We start from the raw sequence: 533 nt of genomic DNA on the forward strand, positions 1-533 counted from the left end.
GAAATTCTGAAATTCACATGCAGTGTGGCATATCCCCTGCTTGCAAAAAGCTGGTCTTCAGGATTGAACCCCCATTCATCTCTAACGCCCTGAGGTCCACCATGAGGATTAACAATTAACGGAACTTTCTTCCCATCAACCGCATCCTTAGGCATGGTGATATATCCACGGATGGTAAGGCCATCTCTGCTCTTGAATTCGATAGGCTTCATTTCTGCCATATCTTCTTCTTTCAGCTGAGGCATCAGATTATACAGAAGTTTTATCTGCTTGGATTTTGTATTATATTCATAATAAGTCCCATAAAGTCTGTCACTTCCAACGACTACTAATAACTTATTTTCATTTTCATCAGAAGACACCACTGAAAATTCCTTGTCTTTGAATTCAGCTTTTAATTGATCGTGAACTTCTTTATAAAACTTACTTACCGGAATTGTCTCACTTTTAACTCCCGTATAACTTATATAATCCAATTCATAATTCCTGTTTTTGCGGGCTGTACTTATTGAACTTACATCATATACAGGATT

At 37.5% G+C, this 533-nt stretch carries 1 protein-coding gene; it reads right to left on the minus strand.

Translation table 11 applies throughout. From position 1 onward, the window contains the following. Nucleotides 1–533 (minus strand): alpha/beta hydrolase family protein (locus LC419_RS23555; protein WP_368734514.1); only part of this gene is annotated, 533 nt, incomplete at both ends.

Origin of the sequence: Chryseobacterium sp. OSA05B (genome assembly GCF_019970065.1) — a bacterium.
Taxonomy (GTDB): domain Bacteria; phylum Bacteroidota; class Bacteroidia; order Flavobacteriales; family Weeksellaceae; genus Chryseobacterium.